Here is a 26,039-nt window from a genome sequence, read left to right as displayed (position 1 = left end):
TTTCACTGCGCGGGTGGTCGGGTTGGGAGCAATGCAACGGGAAGGGCAATGGTTGCCAGCACCACCGTTTGCGGCGGCTTTGGACCCTTCACTTTCTGTTTTTTCGGCAAGCCCGGGTTACGGGCTGCGCCCGAACGCGACGATGAACTTGCAAATGCACTCGTGGCGGTACGTGCCTTGGGCGCGCGCTCAACGGCCGCGCTCCGACGCCTATCCCTCGCGACATCGATTTCCTCACGCGCGGCACTGAGGCTGCGGGCTAAACCGTTGGCCCTTTCACGCTCTTGCTCCAACGCCGCATTCAATTCCATCGAGCTCTGCTTCAAGGCATCGCCTTCCTTGCGAGCACTCTCAAGGTCACGCATGGCTGCATCGGCTCGTTCACGTTCCAGTTTGAGTGCTTGTCCCGCTTGGTTCGAAGCGGCATCGGCCAGCTGTCGGGCCTTCACGGCCTTGGCCCGCTCCTGCGCGGCCAGATTTGCGCCTGTCTTGAGGGCATCGATCGTTTGGCGAGCCGTGGTGAGTTCTTGTTCCAGGAGCTCTGCCTTATGGCGCTCGTCATCAAGCGCTCGCGTCGCGGCGGCCTGAGAGGCTTCGCTCGCGGGGTGCGCTTCAGCCATGGCGCCTTTCTCGCTGTCCCAGAGACTGGCTTCGGCCCTGAAGTTTTCGATGACACGCTGCGCCGTCTCGAGATTGAGCGTGAGCGCTTCGTCCGTTTGCCGCTGCTCTTTCAGGACCTGCGCTTGCCTGGCCAGTTCGGCTCGCGCCGCGGCCAATTCGCGGCGCAAGGCCTCCTCATCCTGGCCGGGCGGCACCTTGTCCGGTTCTTTCGCGATATCGGCGTGGTCGGAAACCACGACCGGCGAGTGGCCATTGGTTGCGGCAACCGCTGACGCTTCGGGCGCCAGTTGACTGTTGGCCGGGGACGCCAACAGCAGAATGAGGATTGAAGGAACGAGGGACAGCATGGCGTTTCTCCTGCCAGATGTCCCATGACTTAAAATCAAAGGTCGTCTTTTGATAAAGGTGAAGTCACTGCTTGGAGATTTTGATCTGGTACCCGGCAAATCAATCATCACTTGATCCCACCTATCGCGACCCTCACCGCGATTCTATTCTCCACTTGGTTCGATCAGGGGCACTCTATGCCGCTCCGCCTGGACGCTACCTTCTAATCCCTTGCTTGTTGTCATTCGAACGAAGGAAGAGCGTTTCGCCGTCCCATCATTGCGATCGTGCGACAGCCCTGCCCAGGGAGCGGGTGGCCCTGTGTCGCTCGGGCACCGCAACCTTGACTGCATGGACGCGGCAGTCTCTTGTTCGAACAGAATCCGCCGACAAGAGAGGTGCCACCATGGAGAAGATCATCCTGGACTGCGACCCCGGGCATGATGACGCCATCGCCATCCTGCTGGCGGCGGGCAATCCGAAGATCGATCTCCTCGGCATCACGACGGTTTCGGGCAACCACAATGTCGAGAACACCACGCGCAACGCGCTTTCCGTGTGCACCGCCTATGGCATCAAGGTGCCGGTGGCGAAGGGCTCCCCCGGCCCTTTGATCATCGATCAGGTGCTGGCGGTCGAGATCCACGGCGATACCGGGCTCGATGGCCCAGTGCTGCCGCCTGCCTCGTTCGAGCTCGACAAGCGGCATGCCGTCGACTTCATCATCGACACGGTCATGGCGCATGAGCCGAAGACGATCACGCTTGTCCCGGTCGGCCCCTACACCAACATCGCCTTAGCCGTCCGCAAGGACCCGCGCATCGTCGAGCGGGTGAAACGGGTGGTCGCGATGGGCGGAAGCTACACGCGCGGCAACATCACGCCCGCGGCGGAGTTCAACGTCTATGGCGACCCGGAGGCCGCCGACGTGGTGTTCCGCGCCGGTTGGGACGTCACCATGGTGGGGCTCGACCTCACGCACCAGGCGCTGGCCACCCCGGAGCTGCAGGACAGGGTGCGCGCCGTCGGCGGCCCGATCGCCAGGTTCATCCTCGACATCTGGGAGTTCGTTGCGACCACGCATGGCGGCCTGCTGCAAATCGAGTATCCCGCCGTCCACGACGCATGCTGCGTCGCGGCCATGATCGACGGAAGCGTCTTCACCACCGAGAAGGCCGACATCCGCGTCGAAATTGCCGGACGGTGGACCAAGGGCATGACGGTCTGCAATTTCGAGAAGATGGGTGGCATGCACCATTTCGGCGGCACGGCGAGCGAGCAGATCGACTTCCGCCACACCGTAGCGATGAAGCTCGACCATGCGAAGTTTTGTGATCTGATCGTCGATGCGCTCGAGCGGCTCACCAGCCAGAAGAAGGCGTAATTCAAGCGCTGTCCGAACGAACAGGACGCGGCTGGTTGTGAACCGGGGCAGCCCAGCGAAGCGGCCGACTTGGCTTGGTCCCGTCCGAGCGACCGCTTCAGGCGATGCATCTCCCATGCGCGCGGCTATAGGGCCGTAGACGTCGAGATTGTGGCTGGCTTGCCACTGCGGTCATGGTGGCGGCGGTCCCCCCTTACAACGGGATGACACGCAAATATCGCGAATGCGTTGGGCAGGGTCTTATGCCTCAGGATCGCGATAGGTCAGCCAAATCGGGAAGCGACTGTGACGACATTACAACAGCATTTCAATACCATGTGGGATATGGTTGAACCAACGGGTCGGGGTGATTCATGATCAAGATTTTCTACGCGTCGGTTGCTCTGTCCGCTCTGGCTTTACCCGCCAATGCTCAGGATGGTCACTGGCAGGGGTCTTATGTCGGCGCGGAACTGGGGGCCGGGTTTTCGCGCCCAGGCTTTGATGGTTCCCCGTCGGCGAGTGGCTCTGATTTCGACGACACGGCATTCATAGGTGGCGTCTATGCTGGCCACGATTGGCAGGCTGGCCAGTTCGTTTACGGTGGCGTCGCAAATCTGGATTTCCTCGGCTTTCACGATCAGAATTCGTCACATATCGTCACCGACCCGATTTTCGGGGGAAAGACGCATTCCTACAATTACGATGTGACCTGGGTGGCGTCCGCACGCGCACGGGCAGGCTTCCTGGCGTCGGATCAGTTTTTGCTGTACGGCACCGGCGGCGTTGCCGTTGCCCGCATAGCGGCTTCCTCGTCAGCAACCGGCGTTTTCGGGGGGACCGATGACGTTAACAAGACCAAAGTCGGCGGTGCCTTTGGTGCAGGTGTCGAGTACGCGTTCGCGCCGCAATGGTCGTTGAAGACAGAATATGTCCACTATTTGTTCAGCGACGTCCATGTCGGAGGCAATGGCGCCGACCAGGTGACGTTCAAGCCATCGTTTGGCACTTTGAATTTCGGAATTTCATACCACTTCTAGCTGCGCCCAAACGATCTTGCCGTATCGCGCACGAAGTGGCGCGACAATCCCGGCCCCTCAAAGACTGGAAGGGTCGGGACAGCTCGGACACGTTTTTTGAACTCGTCCAGGGTCAAGGCAAAGATGAGCTGATCCAGGCGTTCGCCCGTTTTTGCGTCGAGCCGGTGGGACAACAGTGTCCCCTCCAGACGCAGCATTCCAAGCCGGCAAGCCATCACAGCCGCATGATTGCGGGCCAGCGGCTCGAACGTCAGCTTTTCCAATTTGCGCTCAACGAACATATGCCAGATGGCGAGGCGGGTTGCTTCGAACGAAGTCTGGAGCCGCCGTTGAGCCTCATCGCCGACGATCAGATGCAGCGACCCAATGCGATGGCGTGGATCGATCTCGGTCATGATCAAGCCGATCGGCTCGTCGTCGAGCATGCGGATCGCCAGCAGGTTACGCCATATGTTGTCGAAGCTGCCGACGTAGGAACGAAACGAATCAAGACCCATGGTCGCGCCGGGCATGTTCAACCCGGCGGCTACGGCTGGGTCGCCAAGCCAGCGTGTGAACCGCTCATTCACTTCACCCTGTTGGAGGGTTCGGATCCGACAGTGCTCGCCGGCTCGGTCAACCATTATCGGTCGAGGAGCAGCGGTCAGTGGCGGCAGGCCTACGCGCTGTCCGGGGTGAGGCATCTTAGGCATCTGCAGTACTCATTTCAAACCTGACACAAAGGGCTCGCCCATGGATGGCAGAGCCGTCATAGACAGGCAATCCCCCTGAATGAACGCCCGCTCCGCCCGCCATTTTCAGGGGCGGCGCCAGCGCGCGGGCTCAACTTTCTTCACCAATGGCTGTGCCACAATGCCCCGCAGACAGCAAAGTCCGAGATGATCATCCCTGTCGATGAATTGACGCCCCGGGTCGACGGACGCGTCGATGGACGCCCTGGCTCGTACGAGGCGCCCAATCGGGGGGTGGAGACACCAAGCCCTTGTATCCAAGGAAATCGCGAAAAGCCGAACGCCGTCACCCAACCCGACATGGCTCAGGCGCAGCGTGGCTCAGGGAGATGCGCCTAGACCCGGCTGTCGGCGCCCTCAGAATTGGCAGCAGGCGGTTTGATCTTCGTCAAGCGGGCCCTGGCTTGGGCCACATATTGCTGCGCGGACCTGATCCGGCTGCACAGCGCGATATTGATGCCGACACCACAGTCTTCATCCATCAATTCCTTGGCCCGCGACAGGGCCAGCTCAGCCCGTTTGACCCGCTGCCTTGCCCGCGCCAGTTCCAGATTCATAAGTTCTATCATTGTTCCGCATCCGTTGCGGTCCCTTCGATCGTTAACCTCTCCCCAGTGCTTTTGTTCCAGCCGGCGCGGCTGCGCCACCACGTTGCCCGGCTCCGTCGAGATCGCGGAGCCGGGGCAACTTGACTCCAGATCAGTAGCCGCCGTTTTCGATCACGACGTGATGATGACGGTGATGGCGGTGCGATACGGACGCTGTCACGACCACATTGTCGTGCCGATAGTGCCGGCGGCCGTGATCGTAGAATGCGATCTGGCCATGGTGGCGGTGATGCAGGCGCTGGCCGTCCTCGTTGATGACCACATTGGCGCGATGATGATGGTGATACCTGTTGATGACGACGGCGTCTTGCGCCGAAGCCACCGCAGGCGCGGCCAAGCACAGCGCCAGAGCTCCCAAGATCATGATTTTCATTTTGAATTCTCCAAAAACCAAGATGCCCTTCACCCGGTAAACACCGGCCAAACGCTTTTGTTCCGGTTTGACTGAGAGATGTCGGTGAGAGGCCTTCTCCGCCGGTCTCGCCGCACAATAGGTGGTCCGCTTCATCTATTTGACCGATGCGGCACCTTGTCCAAAAGACCATATTGAAGATGATCCTACCGGATCACCGAGTAATCCCGCAGCCAGTCCCTTGCGGATTGCTCCAAGGGCCCCGCTTGACTCCCGGTCGGCGGGGCTTTTCCATGCGTTCCACTTAAGCGCTAAAACGAATGGCCGACGCTCAGCGCGGGCTCTTCTGCAATAGAGAGCCAGCCATTTGGCTCCCCGCCGGCGTGACTGACTGCCGCCGCTGCAGGACTTGCTTTTTGCTTGCCGATGGCGCCGATCGTCCCTCCCGGCCGAATATGCTTGGCCCGCCCCGCCAAAATGGCAAGGCGGGCCATATCCTTTCATGGCTCTAAAGCGCGTCGCCTCGAAACCGGTTCAGGCGACGCGCTTTGGGGTCTTGTTTTTATGCCTGTCGTTCTCGACCGAGGTCACTTTTGCGCGACATGCATCAGGTCAAAATGAGAACGATCTTGAGTGAATCCGGATCGACGATCACGATCCGCCCGTCGGCGAGCACGAAATATTCGTAGGATTCGTAGGCCGGCACGATCTTGACGATGCGAGCAGGCAAGCGGTGCAATCTGATCTTGTGCCGCGGAATTTCCACGCCCACGGAAACGTCGAAATCGACATTGGCTACGGGCTGGACCTTCGTCTCCTTGATCACCTGCGTGATCTCGGTTTTCTGTTCAACCGTCACATTGTTGATCGAGGCGGTCGAAGTCTTGTCCTGGGTGGAGGCTTTGCCCTGCGCCTGCTGATCGGTCTGGACCTTGGTCTTGCCCTGGGCCTGCTGGTCCGTGCTGGTGCCGGCCTTGCCCTGCGCCTGCTGGTCGGTCTGGACCTTGGCCTTGCCCTGGGCCTGCTGGTCCGTATTGGTGCCGGCCTTGCCCTGCGCCTGCTGATCGGTCTGGGCCTTTGCCTTGCCCTGGGCCTGCTGGTCCGTTTTGGTAGTGGACTTGTCCTGGGCCTGGCCGTTCATTTTCGAGCCGGGCTTACAGTTAGCCGTTCCGGAGGTGCAGTTCGTGTCCGCCCCTGATTGGTTGTCGGCCGGCTGCTGCGTCTGGGCCATTGCCGTGCCACAGCCGAGTCCGATCGCGAGCATGCTGGTGATGAGAACATGTTTCATAGGTAATCTCCTTTGAAAGGTTCGCCCTTCAATGGGTAAAACTTCTCCAAAAAGGGATGGTTCCCCGGGTCAGGAGGCGATACTAAAAGCGACCGGTGCGATCATGGCCAAACGATCCTGCCGTTCGTGCGATTTGCAGGGGCTTGTTCTGGCGGGACTCCACAAGCATGATCTGGAGGGCGATAGGTCCATATCTTTCAGACGATCGGGCCGGGTGGAACGCTGTTCGACATCAAGCCTGCCATCAAGCCGGATGAAATTCCTGGCGAGATAGAATATTGGAGTCTGTGAGGCTCGGCCTGAAACGAAAGCTGGGGATACGCCGTGACATCAAGCAGGCCTGTTCTGATCACCGGCGCGGCCGGTTTCATAGGTTTCCATCTCAGTCAGAGGCTGCTTGCCGAAGGCCGGCAGGTTGTCGGCCTCGATTCCATGAATGAATATTATGACGTCGCCCTGAAACAGGCCCGGCTCGACCGGTTGAAAGCATTCCCGAATTTTCGTTTCGAGCATGTCGATCTCACCGAACGAGACCGTATTTCGGCGCTGTTTCAGTCAACCGCGCCGGAGATCGTCGTCAATCTCGCGGCGCAGGCCGGCGTGCGCTATTCGCTGACCAATCCGCACGCCTATGCGGAAAGCAATCTCAGCGGTTTCCTCAACATCCTGGAAGGATGCCGGCACGCCTCGGTCGGCCATCTGGTCTATGCATCGTCGAGCTCGATCTACGGCGGCAGCACGCGCATGCCGTTCTCCGTGCACGATCCGGCCGATCATCCGTTCAGCCTCTATGCGGCAAGCAAGAAGGCAAACGAGCTGATGGCGCACACCTACAGCCACCTGTTCGCGGTGCCGACGACAGGCCTGCGCTTCTTCACCGTGTACGGTCCGTGGGGGCGGCCCGACATGGCGCTGTTCATCTTCGCCAAGGCCATCCTGGCCGGTGAGCCGATCGACGTCTTCAACCATGGCAACATGCAGCGGGACTTCACCTATATCGACGACATTGTCGAAGGCATTGTCCGCGTGATGCGGCAGCCCGCGACGGCCAATCCGGAATGGACAAGTGCCGCGCCGGATCCGGCGACCAGCAACGCGCCGTTCAGGATCCACAACATCGGCGGCAATACGCCCGTTCAGTTGAGCCGGTTGATCGATGTGCTGGAAGACGCACTCGGGCGCAAAGCCATTCGCAACCTGATGCCGATCCAGCCGGGCGACGTCCCGGCAACTTTCGCCGATGTCAGCTCGCTCGAGGAGGCGACCGGTTTCAAGCCGAATATCTCGATCGAGATCGGCGTTCCGCGTTTCGTGGACTGGTATCGCGAATTCTATCGGGTATGAGGCGCTGCCAGTTCGCTCGCAACGGTGAAGCCGCTCTCTCTCGCCTTCGCTGAGGTTGCTTCGGATTCGCACGAGACACCTGCTCCGGCATTCCCTGCTTCCCGGTCCGGTTCAGGCCACGATCGCACGGAACAACGCGGGAAAGCCCTCGTTGATGGACCGGCACGTTTGCTTTTGGGATGCTCGCGATGAAGCTCGAGGATGAAGCCCGTCACAAATCCGAAGATGTGAGCAACGCCGTCCTTGCGGAAGTCGTGCTGGCTTTGCAGCGACGCATCGAGGTGAACCGCCGGTTCGATATCCCTTACCTCGCCGGTTATAGCGAGGACGGGCGAACCGTCTATATCGACCGCCACTTGCCGCGAACCATGACTTGGCAAGGTCAGCCAGTAGAGCTTGCACCCTTTTTGGTCACACATGAAATCGTCGAGAAATCCCTCCTTGACCAATTGCGCCTTCACTATCTGCATGCCCACCAGATAGCGCTGCGGACCGAGCGGGACGCCGTTCGCGCGGCCGGTGTCTCATGGCGAGCCTACCAAGCCTTGATGAAGCGCAACGAAAAGTCGATTGATGAGGAAAAGGTGCGAGCCGTCCCTCGCGACCTCGATTTGACGCCCTACCGGGACTTGGAGGATTTCCCCGTACTGGATCGGCTGATCAAAGCTGCCGGATGAGCGGAAGACGGCATCCCGGGGCGAACACCGGCCGCCGCGGAGCAGGCAAGCTTGGCTCCTGGGCGATAAGTGCCGTTATCTCACGATAAGCACCAGCGATTGGTCGTTCCGCCGAGGGCCAACGCTGGCACACCGATAGCTACCGCTGGTGGTGCCTGTGATGGCGCCTGTGGTGGTAATAACGGTGCGGGTAGTAGTACCGGTGGTAATACCTGTGCCGGTAGCCGAAGTACGGCCGGTAAGGCTGGTAGTACGGATCGCCGTAATACGGACCGTAATACGGGTTGTAATACGGGCGGTAGGCGAACGGCATCCCTCCGAAGCCACCAAAATAGCCGCCGAAGGGTGGGAAGAGAAATTGCGCCTTGGTCGGTGACGTCACAACGGCTGTGGCAGCAAGCGCGAGCACGGATGAGAGTATCAGTTTTCTCACGGTTACCTCCATTAGTTCGGTCTTGAATAACGCGGATTCTGGCGCCTCGTTCCGCAATCCGTCCCGGCCGCTGCGGACTGAGATTCGAGACCGCCTTCCCAAGCAGGGCGATTTCGTGCGGATTTCCCAGCACCGCGCCGACCGCAATCCTCGGCGGCGTCTCGTCTGCCGGCAGGTTCCAAACACAAAGCCCGCCCCGGCTTGGCCGGGACAGGCTCCGCTCGTTCACACGGTGAATGAGCACTCGACAGCACAAACCTTGTTCGAACGAAATAATTCCTGCCTGTTCAGCCAACTGGCCTCTGGATCGTGCGCTGATACGGCGTAGGCGCAATACTGCGCGCTATCGAAACAGCTTCAAAGCATCTCGGCCATAAGCTTCGCCACCGTCACGCCGCCGACCCGGCGAACAGTAAGCCGGCTAATCGATGCTTTTGCCGACAGCCCTTTCGGCCCGGCTAGCCGCGCCTTGCCAACCGGATTAGCTGGTCCGTTGGCTGCTGCCTCATTCGCGCCCCTCCGCCAGATAATCGCCGCAAAGCTGCCCGATGGCTGCCAGGCCTGTTGATCGGAAGAAAGGTTCTGTCATGCGCTTGGTCTGGACGGTCATGTTTGCCCTCGCGAGCACTGCCGCTTTCGCGGCGTCGCCCGAGGACGACTATATCGCCGCGCGCGACAAGGCGATCGCGGCCATCACCGAGCTGAACAAGTCGAATGCACCCGTGGAAACCCTCGATGCCGCCGATGCCAAGGCGCGGGCCGACCTCGAAGGGCGCCTGTCCGCCCTTCTCGGCCCCTTGGCGGTCAAGGATTTCCCGGCAAATGGCACCATCAATCTGGAAAGCCTGAGCGACTCCGATGTCGGATACGGCATGCTCGACGGGCTGAGATATACCCAGAGCGGCGATGGCCCGAGCCTCGTGGCCACGACGCGGGGGCTGCTGGATCGCTGGCTCCAGGCCCGGGCCGCCGAGACCGACGAGGGTCTCAAACTGCCCACCAGCGTCGATGAGGCGCTGAAGCTCGATGCCTTCTACACCCAGGCGATCAACAGCGACGCCGCCTTCATGGGAACGCTCGACTTTCCGCTGAAAAAGCCCGAAGGCGCCGACATCGCCATGGCGCGGCTCGGCGGCTGGACACAGGATGTCGGGCCGATCCACGAGCAGCAGGTCGTCGTCACGCTCGTCAAGGGCAACAGCGTCATGATCGCTTCGGCGCCCGCCACGCCGCCTGTTCCCAGGATCGCGGCCTGCGAGGCCTTGTGGACGTCCGCGGACGAAGCCGCCCAGAAACTGGCCGCCCAGGCTTCCGAGACCAAGGACGAAAAGCTCTATGACACCGCCAACGCCGCCTGGGAAAAAGGCGACGGCGACTATCGCAAATGCATGGGCGACAAGCTGCCCGGCGACCCGGCCTTCCCCGCGCTGCTCAGCCAGGCGCAGTCGCTTGCCGACCACATGGCGGGCAAGTAGGGCGCAGGACGAGCGCCGGCGGCGAAGCTGCCAATCTCCCACAAGGCGGGAGATCGGCAGTTCCAACGCCGCGCCCACCTTACCCCTTGTCGCCTTCGAACCACGTCACGATATTGTCGGTCGCGCTGGCCCCTGTTGAACGCGGTTGCCGGCGCAATTGAAAATGGTTGAAGGATGATCCCGGAACGTGCATGGCGCGGCGGGCAGAACGACTATGTGGGAATCTTGAAATGACGACGGATACCAAAGCGACGGAAACCAGGGCGTTCGAGGCGGATGTCTCGCGGCTGCTGCACATGATGGTGCACTCGGTCTATTCCGATAAGGACGTCTTCCTGCGCGAGTTGATTTCCAACGCCGCCGACGCCTGCGAGAAGCTGCGCTTCGAGGCCGTCAGCCATCCCGAATTGCTGGCCGACGATCCCAAGCCGCGCATCTCGATCTCGGCCGATGCGGACAACAAGCGGATCACCGTCGAGGATAACGGCATCGGCATGAGCCGCGACGACATGGCCGAGGCGCTGGGCACCATCGCCCGCTCGGGCACGCGCGCCTTCATCGAGCGCGTCGGCTCCGGCACCGAGGACACGCAGCTCATCGGCCAGTTCGGCGTCGGCTTCTATTCCGCCTTCATGGTGGCCGACCGGGTCGACGTCATCAGCCGGCTGGCGGGAAGCGAGGAGGCCTGGCGCTGGTCGTCCGACGGCAAGGGTTCCTACGAGATCGCCCCGGCCCCTCTTGAAGCAGCACCCAGGCGCGGCACCCGCGTCATGCTGCATCTCATGGACGATGCCGTGTCCTACACCGGGTCCTACCGGCTCGAGCAACTGGCCAAGTCGCAGTCGGGCCATGTGCCGGTGCCGATCACGCTGGTCGAAAAACCCGGCGCCGAGGCGCGCGACATCGCCGACGGCACCGCGCTCTGGGTTAAACCGAAAGGCGAGATCAAGCCCGAGGAATACACCGACTTCTACCGCGGCGTCGCCGGCCAGTATGACGAGCCCGCCGCCACCATCCACTTCCGCGCCGAAGGCCGGCAGGAATACTCGGTGCTCGCCTTCGTGCCCGGCTCGCGCCCATTCGATCTCTTCGACCAGGACCGCAAGGGCCGCATGAAGCTTTATGTGCGCCGCGTCTTCATCACCGATGACGCCGATCTGTTGCCACGTTACCTGCGCTTCGTGCGCGGGCTGGTCGATTCCGCCGACCTGCCGCTCAACGTCTCGCGCGAGATGATCCAGGAAAGCCCGCTGCTCGCCGCGATCCGCAAGGGCCTGACCAACCGCGTGCTCGGCGACCTCGCCAAGCTGGCGGAAAACGAGGCCGAAACCTTCGCCAAGATCTGGGACAATTTCGGCGTCGTCCTCAAGGAAGGGCTTTACGAGGATTACGAGCGGCGCGAGCAATTGCTGAAGCTTGCCCGCTTCCGCTCGACCGCATCGGGCGAAGGCTGGCGCGGCCTTGCCGACTATGTCGCGGCGATGAAAGAAGGCCAGAAGGCGATCTTCTTCATGGCCGGCGACGACCGTGCCCGGCTCGAAGCCTCGCCCCAGCTCGAAGGCTTCAAGGCGCGCGGCATCGAGGTGCTGCTGCTCACCGACCCGGTCGACAGTTTCTGGGTGACGATGACGCCGGAATTCGACGGCAAGCCGTTCAAGTCGGTGACGCAGGGCGTGGCCGAGCTCTCGGACATTCCCTTGCTCGACGAGGCCAGGAAGCCCGACACGGCGGCGACGCCTGAGGTCGATGGCTTTCTGGCTTTCGTCAAGACGGCGCTTGGCGATGCCGTCTCGGACGTCAAGGCCTCCGACCGCCTGACCGAAAGTGCAGTCTGCCTCGTGGCCCCCGAGCACGGTCCCGACCGGCAGTTCGAGCGGTTGATGAACGCCGCCGGCCGCCTTGACAAGGCCGCCAAGCCGATCCTCGAAATCAATCCGCGGCATGAACGCGTGCTGGCGCTGGCCAGCCTCGGCGACGACGAGCAGGCCTTCAAGGACGATGCGGCCCATCTTCTCTACGATGAGGCGCGCGTGCTCGACGGCGACAAGCCGGCCGACGCCAGGGCGTTTTCGGAGCGCCTTGCCCGGCTGATCGAGCGCGGCCTGCCGAAGGGCTGAGGCGGCGCTTCATGGCTTGAACAGGACAAAGCCCGGGCGCCGCCAAGCGCCCGGGCTTTTCATCTCGATCATGCCGGTTCAGTTCTTGCCGACGCCGGCGGCGGCCTGCTCGATGAGCTTGGCGACAGATGCGGGATCGGAGACGTAGACCGCGTGGCTGCCGGGCACTTCCACCGTTGTCGCGCCAGCCCGATTTGCCATCTGGCGCTGTGCTGGCGGCGGGATCATATGGTCGTCGGTGGCGACGAGATACCAGCTCGGCTTCACCCTCCAGGCCGGCGTGGTGACCTTACCTTCGAGTGCGGCCACGGCCCACGGCACTTGCGAGTCCGCCATGAAGGAGGCGAGCGAGGGACGCACGTCGGCGGCGAACGAGGCGGCGAACTGGGCCTTGTCGAGCATCAGGAAGCCGTTGATGGGCGGCAGGATCGGCGGCACGGCGGCGCCGGGAGGTGGGTTGGCGATCAGGGTCGCGACCGATTCGCCGGCATCCGCCGCGAAGGCCGCGATGTAGACGACGGCTGAAACCTTGGGATCGGTGCCGGCTTCCGACACCACGACGCCGCCATAGGAGTGGCCGACCAGGATGACATTGCTTGGGGCGGCGGCGATGGCGCGTTTGGTGAAAGCGACGTCGTCGGCGAGCGAGGTGGTCGGGTTCTGGACGATGGTGACGTCGTAACCGTCTTTCTTGAGCTGATGATAGACCCCTTCCCAGCCGGAGCCATCGACGAAGCCGCCATGGACGAGGACGACGGAATTTGCTGCGGTGTTGGACATTTGAGTTCTCCTTTTCAAATCGTTGTTTGCGTTGGTTGCAGGAGGACTATGCGCCGGGGCCGCCGCGCTCGCTTTGAGGTGACCTTCAGGACCTCTTGATTTTGTCTTGAGATGGCTTTGATTTTGCGGCCACGACACGTCTACAGTGTCCAGGTCAGCGTTTCCGCCCCATCTGGAGCCAGCAATTTGCCGTATCTTTTCGAGGATTTCGCTCTGGACGGCGACCGGCGCGAACTGCGTAGGGGCAACGAGCTGGTTCCGGTCGAGCCGCAGGTGTTCGACCTCTTGCAATATCTGATCCGCAACCGCGAGCGGGTGGTCAGCAAGGACGATCTGGTCGATGCGGTCTGGCAGGGGCGCATCGTCTCGGACGCCACGCTTGCCAGCCGCGTCAATGCCGCCCGCGGCGCCCTTCAGGACAATGGCGAGCAGCAGCGCCTCGTCCGCACCATCCTGCGCCGGGGCTTTCGTTTCGTCGGCACCGTGCGTGAGGAAGCCGGCGCCGAGGCGGCGGCGCCGGTGGGAACACCGAAGCCTGGCCTCGGCATTCCCGCCCGCCCCTCCATCGCCGTTCTGCCTTTCGTGAACATGAGCGGCGACGCGGATCAGGACTATTTTGCCGATGGCATGGTCGAGGACATCGTCACCGGCCTGTCGCGCATCCGCTGGCTGTTCGTCATCGCGCGGAATTCGAGCTTCACCTACAAAGGCCGCGCCGTCGACGTGAAGCAGGTCGGGCGCGAGCTCGGCGTGCGCTATGTGCTGGAAGGCTCGGTGCGCAAGGTCGGCAGCCGCGTGCGCATCACCGGCCAATTGATCGACGCCGAGGATGGCAGCCATCTGTGGGCCGAACGCTACGACCGCGAGTTGACCGACGTGTTCGCGCTGCAGGACGAGATCACCGTCAGCGTGGTCGCCGCCATAGAACCCAATCTGCGCCGGGCCGAGATCGAGCGCGTCAAGCGCCGGCGCCCCGACAGTCTCGACGCCTACGATCTCTTGCTGCGCGCCCTGCCCGATGTCTACACCTTCATGCCGCAGGGCGCCGCCAAGGGCCTGCCGCTGCTCGACCAGGCGCTGGCCATCGAGCCCAATTACGCGCTTGCCCATGGCTTTGCCGCCTGGGCGCACCAAACCCTTTTCATCCGCGGCGGCATGCTGGCACAGCACCGCGAGAAGGCGTCTCGCCACGCCCACGCCGCGATCGAGCACGGCTCGGGCGACGCCATGGCACTGGCCCTGGCCGGCTTCACCATCGGCCTGGTCGAGCACGACCGCAGGCTGGCCGACGAGGCGTTCGCGCAGGCCCTGTCGCTCAGCGCCTCCTGCGCTTTCGTTTATACTTTTGGCTGCGTCCCGGTGGCCTATGGCGGCGACGCGGCGCGCGCCATCGATTGGTGCGAGCAGGCGATGCGGCTCTCCCCGCTCGACGCCATGAGCTGCGTGCCGCAAGGCATTGTCGGCTTCGGCAACTTTCTGTCCGGCCGGCACGAACAGGCCGTCGCGGCCGGCCGGCGGGCGGTGGAGCTGAACCCCGGTTTCAGCATCCTGCACGGCTGGCTGGCGGCGCCGCTGGCGAGGCTCGGGCGGATCGAGGAGGCAAGGGCGTCGGCCGCGCGGCTCCTGGCGCTCGACCCGCATTTCACCATCGGCCGCTGGGCCGCCGCCGTCGGGCTTGCGCCTGGCATAATCGACGACGTCACCGACGCCCTGCGCATGGCCGGCCTGCCGGCTTAGAAGACGGCTGCCGCCGGCAAACGCATCTGATCGGACGGCCATCCCCAGCCGTCGTATTGCGTTCGCCGATAATTGTTCTGGTCCATCGGGCCGACACCCGGATATCCACTGGCTCAATCGCCGACTGTAGACATCGGGCCGCCAATCACCCAATCTTGGCCCGGGAACAAAACAGGCGCTTCAAAGAAAGCGCGGACGTCCGGGTGCTCATGGAACGACGATGGACATTGTATGATCCGCGGCTGGCGTGGATGCTGGTCGCGCCGGTGCTCCTGCTGCTGATCTTCTTCCTGGTGCTGCCGATCGCCGTGATGGCGGCCTACACCTTCTTCACCTTCGTCACCGCCGGCGTGGAAACCAGCGCGTTGACGACCGCGAACTGGCACGAATTCTTCACCGACAGCTATTATTCGGGCTTCCTTCTGAAGACGCTGCGGGTCGGCGCGATCACCGCGCTGCTCTGCGGGGTGCTGGGCTATTTTCCCGCCTATTTCATCTGGGCGACGACCTTCAAGCACAAATGGCTGCTTCTGCTTCTGCTCATCGTTCCGTTCTGGATCAGTTTCACCATCCGCACTTTTTCCTGGATCAACATCCTGGGCGAACAGGGCGTCATCAACGTCGCGCTGCCGAAACTGGGCATCATCAACGAGCCGCTGCCGATGCTCTACAATGAGGGCGCGGTCATCCTGGGCATGCTGCACTTCCTGCTGCCCTACATGATCCTCAACGTCTATGTCAGCCTCGAGGGCATAGACCGCACGCTGATCTCGGCGGCTCGCTCGATGGGCTGCACCAGCGCGCAGGCGTTCCGCGAGGTCACCCTTCCGCTGTCGCTGCCGGGCCTGGCGGCGGGCCTGCTGCTCTGCTTCGTGCTGGCCGCCGGCAGCTATGTGACACCGCAGCTGCTCGGCTCCGGCCGCGACGCGCTGTTCGGCAATCTGATCTACGACACCATCATGGGCGAATTGAACTGGCCGATGGGCGCCACGCTTTCGATCGTGCTGTTCGTCGTGCTCGGCTTCTTCGCCGCCATCTACACGCGCTACATGGGCATGTCGCAGATCGTCAAAGGGCTTGCAGGATGAGAGGGACACGGCGCAAGCAGGAAGGTAGATGGGCCTGGCGGCTGACCGGCTTCGTCACGGTCTGCGTCTACATCTTCATGTTCGCGCCGATCGTGGCGACGGTGGTCCTGTCGTTCAACGCCTCGATGTTCGGCGGCTTCCCGATGACCGGGTTTTCCCTGCAATGGTACAGCAAGCTGATGACCAATGAGGCCGTGCTGGCCGCCTTCCGCACCTCGCTGTGGATCGCGCTGGTCACCGCCGCCGTCACCACCGCGATAGGCGTCGTCACCGCGTTCGCACTGGTGCGCTTCGAATTCCCCGGCAAGCAGGCGCTGAGCACGCTGGTGATCCTGCCGGCGCTGGTGCCGGAAACCATTCTCGGCGTCGGCCTGCTGGTGCTGATCAAGGCGATCGATCAGCCAAGGACCATGCTTCTGCTGGTGCTCGGCCATATCCTGCTTGCCGTGCCCTATGTGGTGCTGATTACCCAGGCGCGCATGGTCGGCATAAGGCGCGTCTATGAGGAGGCCGCACTCTCGCTCGGCGCCTCACGGCTTTCGTCCTTCCGCGAAATCACGCTGCCGCTGCTCATCCCGGCCGTTGTCGGCGGCGCCCTGCTCGCCTTCACCATCTCCTTCGACAACACGTCGGCCAGCCTGTTCTGGCGGCCGGCGGGCGTCGAGACCATGCCCACCCAGATCCTGTCGATGCTCAAGATCTCGATCAGCCCGGAGATCAACGCGCTCGGCACCGTGATGATCCTGGTGACCGTCGGCATCCCGCTGCTCGGCGGTCTGATCCTGCAGAGCCTGACAAGATTGAAAAGACGTGGCGAACCAAAGGAGGAGATGAAATGAAACTCACCAACAGCAAGCGGCTGGAACGGCTGCAAGACCGATACATGAATGGCGGTGTCAGCCGCCGCACCTTCCTGACGCTGACGGCTGCCGCGGCCGCCGCGGCGGGCCTCGACATGCCATGGATGCGGCAGGCGCTCGCGGCCGTCGAACAGGTCCGCTTCGACGGCTGGGGCGGCACGGTGCAGGACGCGATCGACAAATATGCCTTCCAGCCCTACACGGCCAAGACCAAGATCAAGGTGGTCCAGGGCACGTTCGGCGACGAGGACGAGATCATCACCAAGATCAAGACCGCCAAGCCCGGCGACTACCAGGTCATCCATTCCTCCGGCGTCAACTACTACATCAAATACGTCAACGGCGGCCTGACCTCGGAGATCAACGAGGCCAACATTCCCAACATGGTGAATGTGCTGCAGCCGATGATCGAGCCGTTCCGCAAGCTGACGCCGAAGCTGTCGGCGGTGCCCTACGACTACGGCACGACAGGCATCGCCTACAACACCAAGGTGATTTCGCCGGAAGAGGCCAAGCAAAAGGGCGCGGCACTTCTGCTCGACAAGAAGTACGCCGGCAAGGTCGGCGGCTATGACGACATGACGACGCGGGTCTGGTACGCGGCACTCGCCACCGGACAGGACCCCAACAACATCAAGGACATGGACGCGATCTGGGCCAAGGTGCGCGAGACGCGCGACCTTGCCAAGAAGTTCTGGAGTTCCGGCGCGGAACTGATGGACCTGCTTTCCAAAGGCGAGATCGTGGTGACCGACGCCTGGTCGGGCCGGGTCGCCGCATTGCAGGACCAGGGCCATCCGATCGGCTATCTCGATCCTGCGGGCTCCTATGCCTGGATGGAGGACATGCTGATCCTGAAGGGCTCGCCGATGGCCGAGTGCGAGGAGCTGATCAACTTCATGCTCGACCCGGCGACCTCGATCGCGGTGGCGGAAGGCCAGAGCTATCCGCCGTCGCTCGACCCGACCAAGGTCAAGCTGACCGAGAAGATCGAGAAGCTGCCGGCCTTCGACAAGACGGGGACGATGAAGACGCTGACCTTCGCCGATCCGGTCTACTGGGCGACCAACGAGGACGCCTGGACCAAGCAGTGGAACAGGATCTCCAAAGGTGCCTGACAGCCAGAACCTGACCGAAGCACCCCGGCCGGAAACGGCCGGGGTGGCCAAAGCCGGCGCGGCGAGACCCGCCCCGGTCGGCGCCGAGGCGAACAGCCCGGCGGTCGAATTCCGCAACATCGACATCGCCTATGGCAAGTTCGTCGCCGTGCGCGACTTCTCGCTGTCGATCCGCAAGGGCAGCTTCGTCACCCTGCTCGGGCCATCGGGCTGCGGCAAGACCACGATCCTGCGCTCCATCGCCGGCCTGGTCGACATTTCGGGCGGCCAGATCATGATCGGCGGGCAGCGGGTCGACGACGTGCCGATCTACAGGCGCAACATCGGCCTGGTCTTCCAGAGCTACGCGCTGTTCCCGCACAAGACCGTGTTCGACAATGTCGCCTTCGGCCTGAAGTACCGCAACGTGCCGAAGCCCGAGATCAAGCGCAGGGTCGGCAAGGCGCTCGAGATGGTGCGGCTGCCGGGCAGCGAGAAGAAACTGCCGTCGCAACTGTCGGGCGGCCAGCAGCAGCGCATCGCGCTCGCCCGCGCCATCGTCTTCGAGCCGCAGGTGCTTTTGCTCGACGAGCCGCTGTCGGCGCTCGACGCCAACATGCGCGAGGAGATGCGCGTCGAGATCAAGAAGATCCAGAAGGAAACCGGCATCACCGCCATCTTCGTCACCCACGACCAGGAAGAAGCGCTTTCGATGTCGGATCGCATCGTGGTGATGAACGCCGGCTCGGCCGAGCAGATCGGCACGCCGGAAGAAGTCTATGAGCGGCCCGCCACCGCCTTCGTCGCCGATTTCCTCGGCAAGGCCAACATGCTTGCCGGGACGGTGAGCGTGTCCGGCCAGGGCACAGCGACGATGGTGCTTGCCACCGGCCAGACGATCAACGTGGCCTGCCCAAGGCCGCTTGCCCAAGCCAGCAATGTCACGGTGGTGGTGCGGCCGCAGAAACTGTCGGTCGGCGCGGCGGCGAGCGCCAACCGGCTGTCCGGCCGTGTCGTCTCCGCCTCCTACCTGGGCGGCAGCGCCATCTACGAGGTCGATATCGGCGGCAGGACCAACATCCGCGCCAACGCATCGATCAGTGGCCGCGTGCTTCGCGAAGGCGAGGTGATCGACCTCGGCTTCGACCCCGAAGGCTGCGTGCTTCTGGACGAAAGCGGGCGGCGGATTTCGTAGGGCGGTCGAGGCTGTCAGGTGCGAGCGGCTGGAGATCGGTGTTCCAAATGATGACCGGGCACTATCGCGAGCGACCGTTGAAAAAATCAACGACGGCAATTCGTCTTTGCCTGTCCTTTCGCGCGTCCGTCCTACCCGTTGCGGATCAACGTAACGCCTTGGCTTGGCACGGCGACCTTCGCCGATGAAATCGAGCCTTCCAGCGGTTCCCCGTGCTAAAGGAACTGTTTGAGCCCGGTTTCGGTTGTCTGCTGTGCGAACCGCCGTTCCACGGAGGCACCTGAAGAGCGAAGATGAGACATGAACCCGGCGAAAAGACAGCGCGGTTCCTTTCGCGATATCCTGAGCGGCATTGTTGCGGCGATCGCCGCCCCTGACCGCCCAGCGAAGCGCGGCATGAGCACCGCCACCCCGTCAACGGTCGCCGAATGGCCGCTGCCGCCATCGGCGACGCTTGGCTCCTCCTTGCGCCTCAAGGGCATCGAACGCGAAATCCGCGCCAGGCTGCCGTGGACGGTGAGGAAATTCGCCAGGGCCGAGACGGGCCGCATCGTGTTGCGCATGCCGCAAGCCGACGCGGATGCGTTCCAGTCCGCTTCGGCGGCCATCTCCACCACGCTGGAGGGGATCGAAGCCCTGGCCGTGCTTCCGCGAGAGGCGGAGGATATTCTCACCATCTCTTCGCGCGAGCGTCACAAATGGCTGAGGGATGGCCGCCTGAAGAGCATCGGCACGCGCACCGTGAAGATGCGCGGGCGATCCAGGAAGGTAACCTTCCATGTCTTCGACCCACGGCACATCGAGGACATTCTCGATCGTGACCTGGCGACCGCCTGGCGGGAGGACGATGCGCGGGAAGTGTCCGAAAACAGACGGCGCGGGGCCGGCAAGGCGGCGCTCACTCGTGCAGGCAAGCGGACGGACAAGGCTCGCAAGACCAGAAATTCGGCAAAGGACGATGCTCCAGCGCCAAAGCTCGAAGGCTGGGACACGTTCGAGGCGGAAGGACTGCTCCGCTAACCTGGGGGGAGTCAGCGGGTTCGGCCCGCGAGACCGAACGGCGCAAACCCGGAACAACTTGTCGGGAACGACACCGGTCGCTCGTCCTATGGGTGCCAAGCGCAACGACCGACACCCGACCGATCACCCCATCCGGAGCCTTTCCGATGACCCCCACCATCACCGCCTTTGCACGATCCCCCGACCGCGGCAGCGGACAGGCACGCGACATGCGCGTTCGCTGGGCGCTGGAGGAAGTGGGCCAGCCCTACGACGTTCGCCTCGTGTCGTTCCGCGCGATGAAGGAGCCCGCGCACCGTGCGCTGCAGCCTTTCGGGCAGATTCCGACCTATGAGCAAGGCGATCTCGTTCTGTTCGACTCCGGCGCGATCGTGTTCCATATCGCCGAGCGCCATGCGGGCCTGCTGCCCAATGACTCGAATGCCCGAGCGCGCGCGGTCATGTGGATGTTTGCCGCCGTCAGCACGATGGAGCCGGCGATCGTCGAACGGGAAGTCGCCGTGCTCGTCGAAGGCAAGGAGAGCTGGCACGAGCAGCGCCTGCCCATGGTCGAGAACCGGATCCGCGGTCGCCTCGGCGAACTCTCCGACCGGCTCGGCGATGCCGAGTGGCTCGACGGTGCCTTCAGCGCCGGCGACCTTCTGATGATAATGGTGCTGCGCCGGTTGAAGCGGTCGGGCTTGCTGGAGGAATACCCAAACCTCGCAGCCTATGTCGCGCGCGGCGAAGCGCGGCCTGCCTTCCAGCGCGCCTTCGCCGCCCAGCTGGCGGTTTTCACCAACGCATCGAACGGTGGATGAAGCCGGGAGGCACCTCAGCTTCGAGGGCGAGCATGGCTAAGGATATTTCGCCTGACTTTCGCCGGCGGGGCTCAAATCCCCTGCAACTCCTTCGGCAGGGGGAGGCTTGAACATTGCAGATGCACGTTGCGGGCGAACAGCTTTCGCTGCTTCTGCTCGTGCTCCTTGACGGCTGCTATGAGCCCCAGCCCGTACGGGCCAAGCGCCGCGAATTCCCAACCCGGGTGCTGCTTTTCGCGAACTTCGTAATCAGCCGCCGCCGCCCGGGCCCGCTGGCATTCCGGCGACGCCCATTTCTGGTCCCGCGGCGAAAGCGACGCTCCGTAGTCGACCGGAGAGGTCGCACACCCAGCCACTGCCGCGGCCAATGCCACCGACATTGCAAGTCTCACCGCAATGCTCATCCCGAAGCCTTTCCCAGCCTTTGCAGAGAGTACATGGAACTCTTGCCCCACAAGGAGATCGCTCTGATAAGGCAGCCCGGGACGTGGTTGCACCAGGCCGGCGTATACAATCGCGAGCCGGGTGGCCGCGATGGGTCGTCCCTAGCTCCGCAATCCCGGCGCTTCCTGTCCTGTCCTCTCCACATACTCCGTGTAGCCGCCGCCATAGGTGTGGATACCTTCCGGGGTCAGCTCCAGCACGCGGTTGGAGAGCGCGGCCAAAAAGTGCCGGTCGTGCGAGACGAACAGCATCGTGCCTTCATACTGTGACAGTGCCTCGATCAGCATCTGCTTGGTGGTGATGTCCAGATGGTTGGTCGGCTCGTCGAGCACCAGCAGGTTGGGCGGGTCGAACAGCATCAGCGCCATCACTAGCCGCGCCTTCTCGCCGCCCGACAGCACCCGGCATTTCTTCTCGATCTCGTCGCCGGAAAAGCCGAAGCAGCCGGCGAGTGCGCGAAGCGGCGCCTGGCCGGCCTGCGGGAAATTGTCCTCCAGCGTCTGGAACACGGTGCGCTCGCCTTCGAGCAGTTCCATGGCGTGCTGGGCGAAATAGCCCATTTTCACACTCGGCCCCCGCGCCACCGTGCCGGTGTCGGGGTCGGATGCGCCCGCCACCAGCTTCAAGAGCGTCGACTTGCCGGCGCCATTGACGCCCATGATGCACCAGCGCTCGCGGCGGCGGACCTGGAAGTCGAGCCCTTCATAGATGGTGCGGCTGCCATAGGCCTTGTGGACGTTCTTCAAGGTCACGACATCCTCGCCGCAGCGCGGCGCCGGCTGGAACTCGAAATTCACCACCTGGCGGCGCTTGGGCGGCTCGACGCGGTCGATCTTGTCGAGCTTCTTCACCCGGCTCTGCACCTGCGCGGCGTGCGAGGCGCGCGCCTTGAAGCGCTCGATGAAGGCGATCTCCTTGGCCAGCATCGCCTGCTGGCGCTCGAACTGCGCCTGCTGCTGCTTGTCGGCGATCGCCCGCTGCTGCTGGTAGAATTCATAGTTGCCCGAATAAGCGGTGAGCGAACCGGCATCGATCTCGACGATCTTGTTGACGATGCGGTTCATGAACTCGCGGTCATGCGAGGTCATCAAGAGCGCGCCGTCATAGCCCTTGAGGAACTGCTCCAGCCAGATCAGGCTTTCGAGATCCAGATGGTTGGAAGGCTCGTCGAGCAGCATGACGTCGGGCCGCATCAACAGGATGCGGGCCAGTGCCACGCGCATCTTCCAGCCGCCGGAGAGCTTGCCGACATCGCCGTCCATCATCTCCTGGCTGAAGCCCAGGCCGTCCAGCACCTCACGTGCCCGGCCGTCGAGCGCATAGCCGTCGAGCTCCTCGAAGCGGTGCTGCGCCTCGCCGTATTTCTCGATGATCTCGTCCATCCGGTCGGCCTGGTCGGGATCGGCCATGGCGGCCTCGAGTTCCGCCATCTCGGCCGCCACCTCGCTCACCGGCCCGGCGCCGTTCATCACCTCGGTGACCGCGCTGTGGCCCGCCATGTCGCCGACATCCTGGCTGAAATAGCCGATGGTGACGCCGCGATCGACCTGCACCTGGCCCTCGTCGGGCTGCTCCTGGCCGGTGATCATGCGAAACAGCGTCGTCTTGCCGGCGCCGTTCGGACCGACAAGGCCGACCTTCTCGCCCTTCTGCAAGGCGGCAGAGGCCTCAATGAAGACGATCTGTCGGCCGTTCTGCTTGCCGATGCTTTCAAGTCTGATCATGGGAGGTCCGGGAAGCTCAAGCGGATTGGAGGATTTGCCCGCGCCCTTACGCGAATGACAGTGCGGGGGGAAGAGGCAGAAGCGCCGCAGATAGCGCGACACTCTTCCTTCTCCCCCTGTGGGAGAAGGTGGCCTCGCGCAGCGAGGTCGGATGAGGGGTGCTCCAGCTTGGCACCGACGGCACTCCGTCCAACACCCCTCAACCGTCTCGGCGCTGCGCGCCGATCCACCTTCTCCCACAAGGGGAGAAGGAAATCCCTCCCGGAAACACTCCAGAAACAAGATTCAACACCTCAGAAAAACTAAGGAAAACATCAGCAGGCATAAGCAGCCCCGCGGCAACCGGACAGCGGCCCGCCGCGCCGACGCAAAGGGATGGCCTGACAATGCAACGACGTTCGACCGGATGGATCGGTGCCGTAACCGGCATTTCTCTCGCCATGCTTGCGGTCGCACAGTCGAGCGCGGAAGCGGCGGTTACCCGGAGCGAATATTGCAGCCGGCTCGGTCTTCAACTTGACGGGGCCATCCGGACCAAAGCCGCACCCGGTGCCAATGCGAGCCAGATCGCCCAGGCAACGGCACTCCAGGACAGAGCGAACCGGTTCTGTGCCGAGCGCAAGCAGGCGCAAGGCATCCGGACCTACGCCAACGCCTTGAAGCTTCTGGGCGTGACACCGGTCGACCTCGACCAGTGACAGCAACCATCACCTCGAGGAACAGTGAATGGCCCGCTTTTTTCGCGACGTTGCGTTCCGTCACACCCCCCTCTGTCCTACCGGACATCTCCCCCGCAAGGGGGAGATTGGACGTCACCGCGGCTCTCACCAATCGCCAAATTCCCCAGTGCCGGGTGGCAAGGTTGAAGCTGCCGATCTCCCCCCTTGCGGGGGAGATGGCCGGCAGGCCAGAGGGGGGTGTTCAAGTGCCGACATATCCGAGCAGCGGCACATAGCCCCTGTGGACTGACCGAACGCATGAATCGGGTGTCGGCGCGCAGCGCACCATGCGAGCATCGATCCATCACGAGGATCGGCCATGCTCACGCTTCATGATTATCTGCCATCGCAGAATGGCTGGAAAGTCCGCGTCCTGCTCGGACTGCTGAAGATTCCTTACGACACGCGCATCGTCTCGATTTTCGAGGGCGAGAGCCATACCGACGCGTTCCTGGCGCTCAACCCGGCGGGCGCGGTCCCGGTGCTTCAGCTCGAAGACGGCAGCGCCATCGCCGAATCCAATGCGATCCTCACCTATCTCGCCGAAGGCACGCCCCTGCTGCCGGCCGACCGCTACCGGCGGGCCAAGGTCATGCAGTGGCTGTTCTTCGAACAATACAATGTCGAGCCCGTCATCGGCTCGCTGCGCTTCTGGACCCTGACCGGACGACTTGAGCGCAACCAGGCCATGGTGGCCGGCAAGCGCGAAGCCGGAGCACGAACACTCGCCGCCCTGAACCGCGGCCTTGGCGAGACGCGCTTCCTCACCGGAAACGATCTCACCGTCGCCGACATCGCCGTCCATGCCTACAGCCACCGCGCCGGGGATTGCGGATTCTCTCTTCCGGACTACCCGGCATTGCTCGCCTGGGCCGGCCGCGTGCGCGAAGCCATCGGTCCAGGCTACCCGGTCCATCCCTATGGCATCGACCCACATTCTGGAGCCTGAGAGCTCTACTTCTTGCCCTGTGGATGGATCGTCTCGCCGCGCTTCAGCATCGCGACGAAGGTCTCGATCTTCTTCCTGCGGCCGGCCTCTGTCTTCATGTTGTGGGTGCGGAAGGCGAGCGCGAAGCGGTTCTGCGCGCTGAGCTTTTCCAGCATCTTCTTGGCCTCGGGTTCCGCATCGATCGCCGCCTGCAGATCGTCGGGGATTTTCATCTCCTTGCCGCTGCCATAGGCGCGCGCCCAGCGCCCGTCGGCCTTGGCCGCCTCGACCTGCTTGAGCCCATGCTCGGTCATGCGGCCCTCCTCGACCAGCCGCGCGACATTGTCGATGTTGATCTTGCTCCAGATGCTCTTCCTGCCGCGCGGCGTGTAGCGCTGCAGGAAGCTGTTCTCGTCCAGCCCCTTGCGCACCGCGTCGATCCAGCCGAAGCACAGCACGACGTCGATGGCCTCCTTGGGCGTTATCGACTTCAGCCCCGAACCGACCTTGTGCACCTTGATCCACACTTCGGTTTCCGTGGCGTGGTGCTCGCTGAGCCAGGTGTAAAAACTGGCCGCGTCGGGAAATTCCCGGACCTTGGCGGGATCGACCTTGACCGGGGCCATCAGGCGGCCTGCCTGTTCGGTGTTGGCGTCACTGTCATCTTGCCTCCGGCATCATACGATTTCCGGCATTATTGCATGATTTACTGTCAGCTTTCGTCAGCAGTGGGGCACGCTGCCGCAAGGCAACGGAACGCACCAACCGCCGTCGCGTTGCGGCAAGAGTGCCACCGCCCAGGGAGATCGCCATGGCAATACAAACCATTTTTGCCCATGTCAGTTGCTCCGACCTGAAGGCCAGCATCGGCTGGTATGAAAAGCTCTTCGGCAAGGCGCCGCTGCGCCGGCCGATGCCGGGGCTGGCCGAATGGCAATTCACCGAAAGCGCCGAGGTGCAACTCTTCGAAGACAAGGACAAGGCCGGCACCTCGACGCTGACGCTCGGCGTGCTGCCGCTGGCGCCCGAAAGACAGAGGCTGGTGAAGGCGGGCCTCGAACCCGGCCCGATCGAAGAGGCCGACGATTTCTGGATCATGCGCATGCGCGATCCCGACGGGAACCTGGTGGTGTTTGCGAGTGCACTGCGGGATTAGAGCAATTCCAGGAAAAGTGCGTAGCGGTTTTCCGTCCGGGACTGCGTAAAAAGAACGAGTTAGAGCGGGTCAACGATTCTATCAAACGCTGGAATGCCCGCCTGGGCATATCCCT

26 protein-coding genes are annotated in these 26,039 nt (G+C 63.0%); 16 read left to right on the top strand and 10 right to left on the bottom strand.

Annotation, left to right across the window (positions count from 1 at the left end; translation table 11 throughout):
• Positions 1–2: 2 nt before the first annotated feature.
• Positions 3–1,076: a hypothetical protein gene (locus FJ930_RS15980; RefSeq protein ID WP_141838923.1), complete on the bottom strand. Its 1,074-nt coding sequence runs from the start codon at positions 1,074–1,076 to the stop codon at positions 3–5.
• 278 nt (positions 1,077–1,354) lie between these two features.
• Between FJ930_RS15980 and FJ930_RS15975 the strand changes: the two genes are divergently transcribed.
• Positions 1,355–2,332: a nucleoside hydrolase gene (locus tag FJ930_RS15975; RefSeq protein ID WP_141838921.1), complete on the top strand. Its 978-nt coding sequence runs from the start codon at positions 1,355–1,357 to the stop codon at positions 2,330–2,332.
• Positions 2,333–2,685: 353 nt separating this feature from the next.
• Complete coding sequence (locus FJ930_RS15970; RefSeq protein WP_141838919.1) at positions 2,686–3,351, top strand: outer membrane beta-barrel protein; 666 nt, start codon at positions 2,686–2,688, stop codon at positions 3,349–3,351.
• Here the strand turns inward: FJ930_RS15970 and FJ930_RS15965 are convergent.
• From FJ930_RS15965 to FJ930_RS15945, 4 genes are all read right to left on the bottom strand, one after another.
• Positions 3,348–3,863: a GNAT family protein gene (locus tag FJ930_RS15965; RefSeq protein WP_141838917.1), complete on the bottom strand. Its 516-nt coding sequence runs from the start codon at positions 3,861–3,863 to the stop codon at positions 3,348–3,350. The genes FJ930_RS15970 and FJ930_RS15965 overlap by 4 nt on opposite strands.
• 554 nt (positions 3,864–4,417) lie before the next feature.
• Positions 4,418–4,639, bottom strand: coding sequence for a hypothetical protein (locus FJ930_RS15955; RefSeq protein WP_246676930.1), 222 nt, complete (start codon positions 4,637–4,639; stop codon positions 4,418–4,420).
• A gap of 142 nt (positions 4,640–4,781) precedes the next feature.
• Entirely contained in the window at positions 4,782–5,198 is a 417-nt protein-coding gene (locus tag FJ930_RS15950) for a hypothetical protein (protein ID WP_348642197.1), read from the bottom strand.
• A 451-nt stretch (positions 5,199–5,649) separates the two neighbouring features.
• Positions 5,650–6,330, bottom strand: a complete 681-nt coding sequence (locus FJ930_RS15945) for a DUF1236 domain-containing protein (RefSeq protein ID WP_141838915.1) — start codon at positions 6,328–6,330, stop codon at positions 5,650–5,652.
• 324 nt (positions 6,331–6,654) lie between these two features.
• Between FJ930_RS15945 and FJ930_RS15940 the strand changes: the two genes are divergently transcribed.
• On the top strand, positions 6,655–7,674 hold the full coding sequence (locus FJ930_RS15940) for an NAD-dependent epimerase (protein WP_141838912.1): 1,020 nt from the start codon (positions 6,655–6,657) through the stop codon (positions 7,672–7,674).
• A gap of 188 nt (positions 7,675–7,862) precedes the next feature.
• Positions 7,863–8,351, top strand: a complete 489-nt coding sequence (locus FJ930_RS15935; protein ID WP_141838910.1) for a hypothetical protein — start codon at positions 7,863–7,865, stop codon at positions 8,349–8,351.
• Positions 8,352–8,490: 139 nt separating this feature from the next.
• Here FJ930_RS15935 and FJ930_RS15930 read toward each other — a convergent pair whose 3' ends face one another.
• Complete coding sequence (locus FJ930_RS15930; RefSeq protein ID WP_141838908.1) at positions 8,491–8,784, bottom strand: hypothetical protein; 294 nt, start codon at positions 8,782–8,784, stop codon at positions 8,491–8,493.
• A gap of 608 nt (positions 8,785–9,392) precedes the next feature.
• Here FJ930_RS15930 and FJ930_RS15925 point away from each other — a divergent pair.
• The gene (locus FJ930_RS15925; RefSeq protein ID WP_246676929.1) at positions 9,393–10,259 is read left to right on the top strand and encodes a hypothetical protein; all 867 of its coding nucleotides are present in this window, start codon (positions 9,393–9,395) and stop codon (positions 10,257–10,259) included.
• A gap of 230 nt (positions 10,260–10,489) precedes the next feature.
• Positions 10,490–12,376 carry a molecular chaperone HtpG gene (htpG, locus tag FJ930_RS15920; RefSeq protein WP_141838904.1) on the top strand — a complete coding sequence of 629 codons (1,887 nt, stop codon included), beginning with the start codon at positions 10,490–10,492 and terminating at the stop codon, positions 12,374–12,376.
• A 78-nt stretch (positions 12,377–12,454) separates the two neighbouring features.
• On the opposite strand, the gene FJ930_RS15915 is transcribed toward htpG, so the two are convergent.
• Positions 12,455–13,156, bottom strand: a complete 702-nt coding sequence (locus FJ930_RS15915) for an alpha/beta hydrolase (RefSeq protein WP_141838902.1) — start codon at positions 13,154–13,156, stop codon at positions 12,455–12,457.
• A gap of 186 nt (positions 13,157–13,342) precedes the next feature.
• Here FJ930_RS15915 and FJ930_RS15910 point away from each other — a divergent pair, with 186 nt between their 5' ends.
• The 7 genes from FJ930_RS15910 to FJ930_RS15880 all read left to right on the top strand — a co-directional run bounded on the left by FJ930_RS15910 (position 13,343) and on the right by FJ930_RS15880 (position 20,953).
• Positions 13,343–14,893, top strand: a complete 1,551-nt coding sequence (locus tag FJ930_RS15910; protein WP_141838900.1) for a winged helix-turn-helix domain-containing tetratricopeptide repeat protein — start codon at positions 13,343–13,345, stop codon at positions 14,891–14,893.
• A gap of 209 nt (positions 14,894–15,102) precedes the next feature.
• Entirely contained in the window at positions 15,103–15,981 is an 879-nt protein-coding gene (locus FJ930_RS15905; protein ID WP_141838898.1) for an ABC transporter permease, read from the top strand.
• Positions 15,978–16,820 carry an ABC transporter permease gene (locus tag FJ930_RS15900; RefSeq protein ID WP_141838896.1) on the top strand — a complete coding sequence of 281 codons (843 nt, stop codon included), beginning with the start codon at positions 15,978–15,980 and terminating at the stop codon, positions 16,818–16,820. The genes FJ930_RS15905 and FJ930_RS15900 overlap by 4 nt, the downstream gene beginning before the upstream one ends.
• Positions 16,817–17,959, top strand: a complete 1,143-nt coding sequence (locus FJ930_RS15895; protein ID WP_141838894.1) for an ABC transporter substrate-binding protein — start codon at positions 16,817–16,819, stop codon at positions 17,957–17,959. The genes FJ930_RS15900 and FJ930_RS15895 overlap by 4 nt, the downstream gene beginning before the upstream one ends.
• Entirely contained in the window at positions 17,952–19,133 is a 1,182-nt protein-coding gene (locus FJ930_RS15890; protein WP_246676928.1) for an ABC transporter ATP-binding protein, read from the top strand. Before FJ930_RS15895 ends, FJ930_RS15890 begins: the two co-directional genes overlap by 8 nt.
• Positions 19,134–19,433: 300 nt before the next feature.
• A complete protein-coding gene (locus tag FJ930_RS15885; protein WP_141838892.1) occupies positions 19,434–20,153 on the top strand; it encodes a hypothetical protein in 720 nt (239 codons plus the stop codon).
• 146 nt (positions 20,154–20,299) lie between these two features.
• Positions 20,300–20,953 carry a glutathione S-transferase family protein gene (locus FJ930_RS15880; RefSeq protein WP_141838889.1) on the top strand — a complete coding sequence of 218 codons (654 nt, stop codon included), beginning with the start codon at positions 20,300–20,302 and terminating at the stop codon, positions 20,951–20,953.
• 71 nt (positions 20,954–21,024) lie between these two features.
• On the opposite strand, the gene FJ930_RS15875 is transcribed toward FJ930_RS15880, so the two are convergent.
• Both FJ930_RS15875 and FJ930_RS15870 read right to left on the bottom strand, forming a co-directional pair.
• The gene (locus FJ930_RS15875; RefSeq protein WP_181763391.1) at positions 21,025–21,357 is read right to left on the bottom strand and encodes a hypothetical protein; all 333 of its coding nucleotides are present in this window, start codon (positions 21,355–21,357) and stop codon (positions 21,025–21,027) included.
• A 141-nt stretch (positions 21,358–21,498) separates the two neighbouring features.
• A complete protein-coding gene (locus FJ930_RS15870) occupies positions 21,499–23,121 on the bottom strand; it encodes an ABC-F family ATP-binding cassette domain-containing protein (protein WP_141838887.1) in 1,623 nt (540 codons plus the stop codon).
• 386 nt (positions 23,122–23,507) lie between these two features.
• Between FJ930_RS15870 and FJ930_RS15860 the strand changes: the two genes are divergently transcribed.
• Both FJ930_RS15860 and FJ930_RS15850 read left to right on the top strand, forming a co-directional pair.
• Positions 23,508–23,819: a hypothetical protein gene (locus FJ930_RS15860; RefSeq protein ID WP_181763390.1), complete on the top strand. Its 312-nt coding sequence runs from the start codon at positions 23,508–23,510 to the stop codon at positions 23,817–23,819.
• A 340-nt stretch (positions 23,820–24,159) separates the two neighbouring features.
• Entirely contained in the window at positions 24,160–24,789 is a 630-nt protein-coding gene (locus FJ930_RS15850; RefSeq protein WP_141838883.1) for a glutathione S-transferase family protein, read from the top strand.
• Positions 24,790–24,794: 5 nt separating this feature from the next.
• On the opposite strand, the gene FJ930_RS15845 is transcribed toward FJ930_RS15850, so the two are convergent.
• Entirely contained in the window at positions 24,795–25,394 is a 600-nt protein-coding gene (locus FJ930_RS15845) for a YdeI/OmpD-associated family protein (RefSeq protein WP_141838880.1), read from the bottom strand.
• 185 nt (positions 25,395–25,579) lie between these two features.
• Between FJ930_RS15845 and FJ930_RS15840 the strand changes: the two genes are divergently transcribed.
• Positions 25,580–25,924 (top strand): VOC family protein, encoded by a 345-nt coding sequence (locus FJ930_RS15840; RefSeq protein WP_141838878.1) that lies wholly within the window; start codon positions 25,580–25,582, stop codon positions 25,922–25,924.
• Positions 25,925–26,039 lie beyond the last annotated feature (115 nt).

The organism is Mesorhizobium sp. B2-4-15, assembly GCF_006658505.1.
Taxonomy (GTDB): domain Bacteria; phylum Pseudomonadota; class Alphaproteobacteria; order Rhizobiales; family Rhizobiaceae; genus Mesorhizobium.
Note: the sequence above shows the minus strand (reverse complement) of the source record. Positions and strands in the feature narration are given on the sequence as shown.